We start from the raw sequence: 11460 nt of genomic DNA, 5'->3' as shown, positions 1-11460 counted from the left end.
TAATGCACTACGGGTTATTGATTATTCTAACTATAAAAAAACCGACAGCGATGTCGGTTTTTTTTATTTTATTCAAATTCTACATAGATCTTCTCGCCTGTGCTCATTCCGAATAGGGAAGAAGCACCGTTCAGAACACTTCCTTTATAAATCGTGATCTCCAGCAGGTCCGCGTCATTGAAGATCACAGAAGATTTTCCATGAAACTCCTGTTCTCTTTCCCAATCGGTCACAACATCTGTATATTGATCCAATATTTTTGATAAAACGATATTCCTGAATTTTACTGTGAAGTTGCCTGCGATAGAAGCGTATTTTTCGAAAAATTTACGACTGATATTGGAGACCACATTTCCAAAATTATCAATGTACATCACTTCTCCGATGATCATTTTTTCATTCTCATTATAGATTGCCCTTGGGAAAGAAACGTCTTTTATCGTTTTGATCTTTCGACCAATGACTTCCGGTAATCCGCCTTTGTAGAGATGCATGGCCGCTGGAACAAATATTTCTGTGGCAGGAAAAATAACTTTGTCATCAAAACGATTGTTCAATGTGATCTCATAGATGGCTTCTGGTTTTATATCAAAAAACATCAGGTTTGTAATACCGTTGTCCGCTGAGATGAAATAATGTCCATCGATTTTCGCAAGAATATTCTTTCTGGATTTGTGATAAAAACTGTCAACCGCAATGATGTGAACACTGCCTTCCGGGAAAAATTTGTAGGCATTTCTGACGATATATGCAGTCTGTAAAAGATTGTAAGACGTGATGTTATGTGTAATGTCGATCACTTTTACTTCTTCGCTCCAGCTTAGGATTTTACCTTTCATGCTTGCGACGCGGTGGTCCACAAGTCCATAATCTGAAGTGAGTGTAATGACTGACATATTTTAATATTTGTTGCAAATTTAATATAAATCAATTTTTAAAGGCTAATATCATATCAAATCTATTCATATATTTGTTAGACTAACCACTAATGTCATATATGTTCGAAATAAATTATGAACTTGAAGGTATCAACACCAAAACGTTTTATGGTGTTCAGAATCAAAATTTCAATCTTATAAAATCCAGCTTTCCGACGCTCAAGATCACGGGCAGAGATAACTTTGTCTTCGCCATGGGAAACAGGGAAGCTTTGGACTTGCTGAAGAAAAAGTTGGATGATGTTTCGGATTATATTTCCAAACACAATTCCTTAGAAATAAAACAATTAGAGTCTCTTCTCAAACTTAAAGATGATTCCGAAAAACAATTGGTCTTCGATCAGGATATCATTGTAAAAGGTGTCAATGGGAAAGTCATCAAGGCTAAAACAACCAATCTGAAAAAATTGGTAAAGGTTTCCGAGAAAAAAGATATGGTTTTCGCAATTGGACCTGCGGGAACAGGAAAAACTTACACCAGTGTTGCATTGGCGGTAAGAGCGCTTCGTGATAAAGAGGTGAAGAGGATCATCTTGACTAGACCTGCAGTAGAGGCAGGTGAAAGTCTTGGTTTTCTCCCTGGCGATCTGAAGGAGAAATTGGATCCCTACATGCAACCTTTATATGATGCATTGCGAGATATGATTCCGCACGAGAAACTAGAAGGTTACATGGAAAAAAGAATCATCGAAGTTGCACCTTTGGCTTTCATGAGAGGTAGAACGTTAGATGAGGCTTTTGTTATTTTAGATGAAGCTCAGAACACCACACATTCTCAAATGAAAATGTTCCTGACAAGAATGGGAATGAATGCAAAATTCATCATTACAGGTGATCCAAGTCAAGTCGATCTTCCCAAAAATCAACAGTCTGGATTGAAGGAGTCGATGACCATTTTGAAAGATGTAGAAGAGATTGGATTTGTGCATCTTAGTGAAGAAGATGTGGTGAGACATCCTGTGGTGAAAAAAATTATTATGGCTTACAACAGCGTTGAGAGAAAGTAAAATTACAGTTTGGTACAAATATTGCTAGCGTTTGTGTGAAAATTTAATTTTATAAACTATGAAAAAGATTTTTTTAGCTGCAGCTATTGCCGTTTTTGGTTTTACGCAGGCTCAGGAAGGTTTTAAATTAGGCGCTCACATTGGTGCACCTACAACAGGTAACTCTGATTTTACATTAGGTCTGGATGCAGCTTACAGATGGAATCTTGCAAAAGGTTTTGATCTAGGTGTGGCAACTGGATATTCTCATTATATTGCTAAAAGCTATAGATACGATGGAGATACTTATAAAGGTGACGATTTCGGATTTATTCCAGTAGCAGTTTCTGGGAAATACTCATTTTCTGGAGCACCGATAGCAGTTGGTTTGGATCTTGGTTATGCCATTTCTACAGCTGATAATGTTGACGGAGGTCTATATGCTGTACCGAAGTTTATGTATAATATGCCAGTTGGTGAACTGTATGTAGGTTACCAAAGTATCTCTAGCAGATATGGAAGAGGTTATTATGATGACAGACCTTACCGTGGAAACGAAACTGTAGGTTCAGTGATTGTTGGTTTTAATTTCAACTTGAAATAATCTTACCTTAAAAATAATTAAAACTCCGATGTTTTCATCGGAGTTTTTTTGTGTTGATATTTAATATTCTTAGCAATTGTAAAACCTTTTGTATGATTTGATATTATAGAGATCAAGTTTTATCTATTTTATTTTGTAGTTTGTGAAAAATTATTAATTTAGTAACGTTTTAAGTTAATTTAACATTAATAACATTTTAAAAATCAAACTATGAAAAAAATCATTTTAATTGGTGCTGTAGCACTATTTGGAACAATGAACGCTCAGACAAGATTCGGACTGAAAGCGGGCGGCAATCTTTCAAGTGTTTCTAATTTAGACGATAGTAAAGCAAAATTCGGTTTTTATGCCGGCGCTTTTGCCAATATTCCAATTGCTGGAACTTTCAGTATTCAGCCTGAGGTTCTTTACAGTGGCAAAGGTGTTGGATACGATGGCGCTGGAGATGTAAAGATGAATCTGGACTACATCTCTGTGCCAGTTTTCTTCCAATACAAAGCAACACCGCAATTCTATTTGGAGGCTGGTCCCGAATTTAGTTTCTTGATTAGTGCTAAGGTAAAAGCGGACGGCGATTCTGCAGATTTCAAGGATTTCATCAATGGATTTGATTTAGGTATCGGCTTAGGTGCTGGTTATAATTTTACTTCCAACTTTGGCGCAAATCTAAGATATGTAGCTGGAGTTACCGATATCGTAAAAGACAACGAAGGCGGTGATTCTGCAAGAAATGGTGTTTTCCAATTGGGTGTGACCTACACATTTGGAAAATAATTATGACTTTAAAAATAGATCGAACTCCATTGGCAACGCTGGAGTTTTTTGTTTCTATATTTTTGATTATTAAAAATTGTTAATTATTAATAAGTCTTGTTTATTATGTTGGGTTCAACTTGGATTGACACATAAAAAATCAGTAAATTCGCATTAAAGTAAATCTTAAATAATGAGCAAATCTATTGAAGAGTTGAAAAGCCTTTCAACGCAGATCAGAAGGGACATTCTTAGAATGGTTCACGCTGTAAATAGCGGTCATCCGGGAGGTTCTCTTGGTTGTACAGAATATTTCGTAGCACTTTATGGGGAAATTTTGAACTACAAATTACCTTTCACGATGGAAGGTAATGGCGAGGATTTGTTTTTCCTTTCCAATGGTCATATTTCGCCGGTATTTTATAGTACTTTGGCAAGATTCGGATTCTTTCCGGTTGCAGAATTGGCAACTTTCAGAAAACTGAATTCCAGATTGCAAGGTCACCCAACAACACATGAAGGTTTACCAGGGATTAGAGTAGCATCAGGTTCTCTAGGTCAAGGTCTTTCAGTTGCTTTAGGCGCAGCTCAAGGTAAAAAACTAAATGGTGATGATTCTCTAGTTTACACACTTCAAGGTGATGGCGAATTGCAGGAAGGTCAAAATTGGGAAGCTTTCATGTATGCAGCTGCAAAAAAAGTTGACAATATCATTTCAACCATAGATTACAACGGAAGACAAATTGATGGTGATACGGATGTTGTCTTGCCATTGGGAGATCTTCACGCTAAGCTAGAGGCTTTCGGTTGGTTGGTTTTGGAAGAGAAAAACGGTAACGATCTGGAAGCGGTGATTGCTATTTTGAACAAGGCAAAATCAGAAACAGGAAACGCAAAACCTGTCGCTATTTTACTTCATACAGAGATGGGAAGTGGTGTAGATTATATGGTGGGAAGTCACGCTTGGCACGGAAAAGCACCCAATGATGAGCAGTTAGATACAGCTTTCAAACAATTGTACCTTGAAGCACCAGCGGACTATTAATTATCAATGATAAATTATTAATGATGAATGATTGTAAAAAAAATCATTCATCAATTATCAACCATCAATTATAAAATAATGAAATATACATACACAGAAAAAAAAGATACACGTTCAGGCTTCGGAGCTGGTTTGGCAGAATTGGCGGACACCAACCCAAATGTTGTCGCACTTTGCGCAGATTTGATCGGCTCTTTGAAGATGGAAAAATTCATAGAAAAAGCACCGGAAAGATTCTTCCAGACTGGTATTGCTGAGGCCAATATGATGGGCTTGGCGGCAGGTCTTACGATCAACGGGAAAATTCCTTTCGCAGGAACTTTCGCCAACTTTGCAACGTCAAGAGTTTATGATCAGATCCGTCAGTCGATTGCTTATTCTAATAAAAATGTGAAAATTGCCGCTTCCCACGCTGGAGTTACTTTGGGCGAAGATGGCGCAACACACCAGGTTTTGGAAGACATCGGAATGATGAAAATGCTTCCTGGGATGACGGTGATCAATCCTTGCGATTACAACCAGACCAAAGCCGCAACATTAGCCGCAGCAGAACACGAAGGCCCAGTTTATCTTAGATTTGGTCGTCCTGTGGTTCCCGTTTTCATTCCGGAAGATATGCCTTTTGAGATTGGAAAAGGAATTCTTTTACAAGAAGGAACAGACGTGACGATTGTTGCAACCGGACATTTGGTTTGGGAATCGTTATTGGCAGCAGACGAGTTGGAGAAAGAAGGCATCTCTTGTGAGATCATCAATATCCACACAATCAAACCTTTGGACGAAGAGATTATCTTGAAGTCTGTAGAAAAAACCGGAAAATTAGTTTCTGCTGAGGAGCATAATTTCCTAGGCGGATTGGGCGAATCTATCGCTGGCGTTTTGGCAAGAAGAAGACCAACACCTCAAGAATTTGTAGCTGTTCACGATACTTTCGGAGAATCAGGAACACCAGCAGAATTGATGAAAAAATACCAGATCGACGCAGAAGCTGTCGTAAAAGCAGTGAAAAAGATCATCGAGAGAACAAAATAATTCTCAGCAATTATATCATACAAGATCCACCATTTCCGGTGGATTTTTTGTTTGCGTATTTTTAGGAGCTTAATCCCGCTATCCACTATTACTCCTCGCGCCAAAGCTTTCCCATCGCTTGCTATGGGGTAACCGTTACTATCGGGGCTATGGATTTTGTCATCCAAACCAGGTTTCCAGATTAATTCAGCATAAAAAAAATCTGCAACATTCCCCTCCTTTGGAGGGGTGGATTCCAAATTTACAATTTGGAAGACGGGGTGGTTTATATGGCAAATAAAACGTAATTCTAAACCAAAATCATTAATTTTGAAGATGCTTCAAATTCCGGAACATAAAATCCCCATCACAGAATTGAAAACCAATTTTGATGTCCGGATTTTCATCAAAAGAGAAGATCTAATCCATCCCAAAATTTCAGGAAACAAATTCTGGAAACTCTTCCTCAGCGTCAATCAATATCTGGAAGTGAAACCTGAGAATCCTTTATTAATAACTTTCGGGGGTGCATTTTCCAATCACATTGCGTCTGTTTCAGCTTTTGGAAAAGAGTTTGGAATCAAAACCATCGGAATCATCCGTGGAAACGAATTGGAAAACAATTGGCACGAAAATCCCACACTTTCCGAAGCCTCAAAAAACAGAATGGATTTTCATTTTGTATCAAGAGAAGATTATAAGAATAAAGAAAAACTCACAGAAGATTTTTCAAATCATTATCCAAATGCTTTGATCATTCCGGAAGGTGGAAGTAATAAAATGGCTGTGGAAGGTGTCCAATATATGCTGGGAAATGACACCAAAGATTTTGATTATCTTTGCACCGCAGTTGGAACCGGCGGCACAATTGCCGGAATTTCCAAATTTGCGGAAGCTGGTCAAAAGGTGTTAGGTGTCAAGGTGGTGAGAGATGATTCTTTGGAGAAAACTATTTTGCATTGGAGCGGAAAAGAAAACTTTGAGTTGAAAGATGCGGAAGAAAACCGTTATGGTAAAATATCGGATGAGAATGTCCGTTTTATAAATTGGTTCTTGGAGGAATATCAGATTCCGCTGGATCCGATCTATACAGGAAAGCTGATGCAAACTATTTTTGAATTGGCAGAGAAAGGATTCTTTCCGAAAGGTTCAAGGATCCTGGCTTTTCATACCGGTGGATTGCAAGGCATCAAAGGAGCGAATCTGTTTTTGAAAAGTAAAGGAAGAGATTTGATAGATTTTGAGAGCTAGCGTCAGTTCGAGTGAAAATCATTGTAGAGAAACGTAAATGATTTTTGTGTCGAGAACAATTTTAGAAATTAAACGAACTGTGTCGTATGTTTTTCGAAATGACGAAATAAGAATCTAGCTCCATACCATAGCCCCGATTGCAACGGCATCCTTTTTTGGCATTGCGTGGAAAAGCTTCAAAAAAATAGGATAAACGTGGACCGCAATGACAAAAAAGATATAGTGGAAAGCGGGATCAAGCTCCTAAAAAAATTAAAGTATTTTGTAAAAGATAAATATGAGAAAGTTATTAGTGATTGGTTTTGTGAGTGTTTTAGGCCTTGTAAAAGCGCAAAGCTGGAAAACGGAAGACCAATACATCCAAAAATTTGCACCGTACGCGGTAGAAGAAATGGAGAAATACAAGATTCCGGCGAGCATCACTTTGGCGCAGGGACTTTTGGAAACAGGCGGCGGACAAAGCCGATTGGCTCAGTTGGGAAAAAACCACTTCGGGATCAAATGCAAAGAAGACTGGACGGGCAAAACAATGAGCCACACGGACGACGCGCCAAACGAATGTTTCCGCGTGTACGAAGATCCCAAGCAGTCTTACGAAGACCATTCGGTCTTCTTGGCGACGAGAAAATATTATGTCGGATTGTTCAAGCTGGATGCGAAGGATTACAAGGCTTGGGCGCACGGATTGAAAAAAGCGGGCTATGCGACGAATCCGAGATATGCGCATATTTTGATTGATAAAATCGAGCGATACAAATTATACGAGTTTGATAATACGAGCAAAGATGAGGTTTACTATGCCATCTTGAAATTGTATCCTGCGCTGAACAACGATGCGGTTTTTATGGCGCAGCTAAGTCAGGAAAAGCAAAATGACAAAGTAACGCCGCCGACCATTAAGGTGGACTACAAACAAAGTTCGTACGCCAAACAGCAAAATCAGGTTTCCGATATTGTAGATTCCAAAACCAGAACGGCGCTTCTGAAAAATATCCTTGTGAAGAATCATCCAAATGATGGTCTTAAGTTTTTCGTAATGCCTGTGGATGCTGATATTTCTGAGATTTCTAAGAAATTTGGGATCAGCGAAAAACGTTTGATAAAATTCAATGAACTGGAAAGCTCCAAATTGGCGAAGAACGACATCATCTTCCTGGAAGGGAAAAATTCATCTGGAAACAAAGCGACTTACAAAGCAGGAACGGGCGAAACGATGCACGATATTGCTCAGAAATTTGCCATCAAGGAGAAAAAACTTTACAGCAAAAACAGGATGAACCAAGGCGAACAGCCGAAATCCGGACAATTGATTTATCTTCAGAATAAGAGACCGAGGTCTTAGAATTTAGAAACCAGATGTTAGAAATTAGATTTAAAACTAGCAACTATCAACCAACAACTATCAACAACAATGTTATACCAAAGAAGTTCAGCGCTTTTTGAAGAAGCGTACAAATATATTCCGGGCGGTGTGAATTCGCCGGTTCGTGCCTTTAAATCTGTGGGTGGCGTTCCACTTTTTATGAAGTCTGCGAAAGGTGCTTACCTCACCGATGAAGACGACAGAAACTACATCGATTATATCAATTCTTGGGGACCTGCAATTTTAGGACACACGCATCCCGAAGTGTTGGAAGCTTTGAAATTACAGGCGGAAAGGGGGTTTTCTTTCGGAGCACCAACAGAACTGGAAACCGAGATTGCAAAATATATCGTAGAAAATGTCCCGAATATCGACCAGATCAGAATGGTTTCTTCGGGAACTGAAGCTTGTATGAGCGCAATCCGTTTGGCAAGAGGTTATACGAATAGAGAGAAAATCATCAAGTTTGAAGGTTGCTACCACGGCCATTCGGATTCATTTTTGATCCAGGCGGGAAGTGGAATGGCGACATTCGGAAGTCCAAATTCTCCAGGTGTAACACAGGGAACTGCGAAAGATACTTTGTTGGCTGAATACAATAATATAGAACAAGTTGAAGAACTTTTCAGAAATAATCCGGAGCAGATCGCTGCAATCATTGTAGAGCCAATTGCTGGAAATATGGGTTGCATCTTGCCGGAAAATAATTTCCTTCAAAACCTTAGAAAGATCTGTGATGAGAATGGCGCATTATTGATCTTTGATGAGGTGATGACAGGTTTTCGATTGGCATTTGGTGGTGCTCAGGAAGCTTTGAATGTGAAAGCCGATCTGGTGACTTTCGGAAAAGTAATAGGTGGCGGATTGCCAGTTGGTGCTTTTGCAGGTCGAAACGAAATTATGAATCAACTTTCGCCGAGAGGAAACGTTTACCAAGCCGGAACCTTAAGTGGAAATCCTTTGGCTATGCGAGCTGGACTCAAAACTTTGCAATTGATCAAGCAAGATCCAGATTTCTATAAAAAACTGGATAAAACGACAGAAACCTTAGATTTTGAAATTGGGAAGATCCTCAATGAAAAAGGAATCCGACACAGGATCAACCGAAAGGGAAGTATGATGTCGATTTTCTTTGGTGTAAGTTCGGCGAGTAATTTTAATGAAGTGAATAACTCCAATATTGGTTTGTTCAATAATCTTTTCCATCAGGTTTTGGAGCAAGGTATTTATCTTCCGCCGAGTGGTTACGAAACCTGGTTTATTTCGTCCGCGATTGGCGATACAGAGATCGATAAGACGCTGGAAGCTTTTAGGAATTTTCAGTATTAGATAAAACAAAAGAGACTTAACAAACATTGTTAAGTCTCATTGTTTTATTAATTTTACTTCGCAGGTTTCGCTCTCAAATACTGATGCGGATAGAAATTTTCCTCCTCATGTTCCCAAGCTGCTTGTACTGCAAAATATGGATTTCTAAGAATCTCTCTTGCCAGGAAAATCAAATCAGCCTGTCCACTTTCCAGGATTTCTTCTGCTTGTTCTGCTGTTGTAATCAATCCAACTGCGGCCGTATCTATTTCTGCAATTTTCTTTACATCTTCTGCTAACGGAACTTGGTAACCAGGACTCAATGGAATAGTCACGCCATTGATATTGCCACCGCTGGAAACGTCTATCAGATCCACATTTTTGGTTTTCAAAATTTTGGCTAGTTCTGCGCTGTCGTTGACATCCCAACCGTTTTCTGCATATTCTGTTCCGGAGATTCTTACGAAAAGGGCAACGTTTTCTGTTATTTCTGAATTGACTGCGTCCACAATTTCCATTAAGAATCTTGCGCGGTTTTCTGGATTTCCACCATATTCGTCAGTTCTTGTGTTAGAAAGTGGTGAAAGAAATTGGTGAATCAGATAACCGTGCGCACCGTGAATTTCTATCACATCAAAACCTGCGTCAATTGCTCTTCTCGCTGCTTTTCTGAAATCTTGAACTAAATTTTTAATCTCTTCGATAGTCAAAACGTGCGGGATTCTTTCTGAATGATGAAACGGGATTGGACTTGGTGCAATGGTTTCCCAGCCTTCCTCGATGCTGATTTGTCTATTTTCCCAAGTTGAACCTTTTCTGCCTGCGTGAGCCAACTGGATTCCGATTTTACTTTCTGAATTTTTGTGGACGAAATCCACTATTTTTTTCAAAGCCAAAGCTTGTTCGTCATTCCAGATGCCGAGGCATTTGTTGGTGATTCTTCCGCGCGGTTCTACCGCGGTTGCTTCTGTGATGATTAGGCCAGCGCCGCCTTGCGCGCGGCTACCATAATGAACGAAATGAAAATCATTTGCAACGCCGTCTTCCGCAGAATACATACACATTGGTGACATTACGATTCGGTTTTTCAGTTCTATATTTCTGAATTTTATAGGTATGAAAAGTTTCATTTTTTATTAATTTATATTAAGCGTGAGAATTGGTTTCCCACAATTTCATTGATTTTCTTAAAAGGGAAAATGTTGAAATTATTGACCGATCTTGTTTTGATGTTAAATCTGCAGCCCGACTTGAGTGGAAATCCTTTTTTGCGTGTACTCACATTATATGGAACTGGAAATCGGCTGCAAAAAAGATTGACTACGTCGAACCACTTCGTTAGGTTTGGGAACTGAAGGCGGAAAAGCTGCCATAAAAAATAATTTCAAATTGCTATTCGACGTAGTCAAAAGCTGCCCAAATTCTAAACGCCAAATTGCTGTAAGTGGTGGTCTAGATGTTTTGCCATCATATTGTTCCATTCTGTAGACGTGAGTTTTCCAAAGTTGAAACTTTCTTTCCCTTCGAACGCGTCTGCGCCCAATTGCTGGGTTTTCTGGATAAATCCGATGATGCGTTTTCTCTCGTCCTCGAAACTTTTGTTGTCTGTGATGACGAACATTGCGGAAGTTGGTGAGTTGTGCTTGTATGGCGTTTCGCTCACGACTTTTGATTTGATAAAGCGTTTCAGGATCCATTTGGTAACAGGACCTGGTTTTTTGTGTTTTTCGGATTCGTAGATGAGTTCGTAGGTGATGTTGCAGTGCGCCAGCATTTTGTCTACGGACATTACGCCCCATTTTGGGAAAGAATCTTCCGTAAGCGCATTGATCCTCTTGATGAAATGGCTTGTATCGTTTTGGTCGAAAATATTCTTCATTTCTTAGTTGGTGATTTTGTTGATTTGATTCAGCTTTTCAATTAATAATTTGTTGCGTAGTTTGTGTCTGATAAAATTAACAAGAAACCAAGTAAATACGGCGGAAGAAACGGCGATGATGATGGAACTTATGATTCTCAGTCTGCCTTTCTGTTCCTCGATTTTGTTGTTGTTTTCCTGATTCAGCACATCGATGCTTTTGTTGAGGGAGGCGAGTTCGCTTTGTTCCCTTGCAAATTTGGTCTCGATGTACAGTTTGTTGTACACATCATAATTGTTCCAATCTTGAAGTGCGAGATAATTGTCCGAAAAACCTTTGTAA

General features: G+C 39.2%; 12 protein-coding genes. 8 read left to right on the top strand and 4 right to left on the bottom strand.

Features of this window, described 5'->3' with window-relative positions; all coding sequences use genetic code 11:
• Positions 1-68: 68 nt before the first annotated feature.
• Positions 69-896 (bottom strand): S-adenosyl-l-methionine hydroxide adenosyltransferase family protein, encoded by an 828-nt coding sequence (locus tag AXA65_RS03035; RefSeq protein ID WP_063968655.1) that lies wholly within the window; start codon positions 894-896, stop codon positions 69-71.
• Positions 897-997: 101 nt separating this feature from the next.
• Between AXA65_RS03035 and AXA65_RS03030 the strand changes: the two genes are divergently transcribed.
• The 8 genes from AXA65_RS03030 to hemL all read left to right on the top strand — a co-directional run bounded on the left by AXA65_RS03030 (position 998) and on the right by hemL (position 9280).
• A complete protein-coding gene (locus AXA65_RS03030; protein ID WP_063968654.1) occupies positions 998-1945 on the top strand; it encodes a PhoH family protein in 948 nt (315 codons plus the stop codon).
• A 58-nt stretch (positions 1946-2003) separates the two neighbouring features.
• Positions 2004-2528 (top strand): hypothetical protein, encoded by a 525-nt coding sequence (locus tag AXA65_RS03025; protein ID WP_063968653.1) that lies wholly within the window; start codon positions 2004-2006, stop codon positions 2526-2528.
• A 210-nt stretch (positions 2529-2738) separates the two neighbouring features.
• Positions 2739-3302, top strand: coding sequence for a porin family protein (locus AXA65_RS03020; protein WP_063968652.1), 564 nt, complete (start codon positions 2739-2741; stop codon positions 3300-3302).
• A gap of 172 nt (positions 3303-3474) precedes the next feature.
• Complete coding sequence (locus AXA65_RS03015) at positions 3475-4326, top strand: transketolase (RefSeq protein ID WP_063968651.1); 852 nt, start codon at positions 3475-3477, stop codon at positions 4324-4326.
• Positions 4327-4404: 78 nt separating this feature from the next.
• Entirely contained in the window at positions 4405-5358 is a 954-nt protein-coding gene (locus AXA65_RS03010; RefSeq protein WP_063968664.1) for a transketolase family protein, read from the top strand.
• Positions 5359-5673: 315 nt separating this feature from the next.
• Positions 5674-6588: a 1-aminocyclopropane-1-carboxylate deaminase/D-cysteine desulfhydrase gene (locus tag AXA65_RS03005; RefSeq protein ID WP_063968650.1), complete on the top strand. Its 915-nt coding sequence runs from the start codon at positions 5674-5676 to the stop codon at positions 6586-6588.
• A gap of 277 nt (positions 6589-6865) precedes the next feature.
• Positions 6866-7930: a glycoside hydrolase family 73 protein gene (locus tag AXA65_RS03000; RefSeq protein ID WP_063968649.1), complete on the top strand. Its 1065-nt coding sequence runs from the start codon at positions 6866-6868 to the stop codon at positions 7928-7930.
• 69 nt (positions 7931-7999) lie between these two features.
• Entirely contained in the window at positions 8000-9280 is a 1281-nt protein-coding gene (gene hemL / locus AXA65_RS02995; protein WP_063968648.1) for a glutamate-1-semialdehyde 2,1-aminomutase, read from the top strand.
• Positions 9281-9333: 53 nt separating this feature from the next.
• On the opposite strand, the gene namA is transcribed toward hemL, so the two are convergent.
• From namA to AXA65_RS02980, 3 genes are all read right to left on the bottom strand, one after another.
• Entirely contained in the window at positions 9334-10389 is a 1056-nt protein-coding gene (gene namA / locus AXA65_RS02990) for an NADPH dehydrogenase NamA (protein WP_063968647.1), read from the bottom strand.
• A gap of 293 nt (positions 10390-10682) precedes the next feature.
• Positions 10683-11138, bottom strand: coding sequence for a DUF1569 domain-containing protein (locus AXA65_RS02985; RefSeq protein ID WP_063968646.1), 456 nt, complete (start codon positions 11136-11138; stop codon positions 10683-10685).
• A gap of 3 nt (positions 11139-11141) precedes the next feature.
• Positions 11142-11405, bottom strand: coding sequence for a hypothetical protein (locus AXA65_RS02980; protein WP_063968645.1), 264 nt, complete (start codon positions 11403-11405; stop codon positions 11142-11144).
• Between the last annotated feature and the right edge of the window lie 55 nt (positions 11406-11460).

It is taken from the genome of Chryseobacterium sp. FP211-J200 (assembly GCF_001643375.1).
GTDB classification, from domain to species: Bacteria; Bacteroidota; Bacteroidia; order Flavobacteriales; family Weeksellaceae; genus Epilithonimonas; species Epilithonimonas ginsengisoli.
This window is presented reverse-complemented; position numbering and strand designations above follow the sequence as displayed.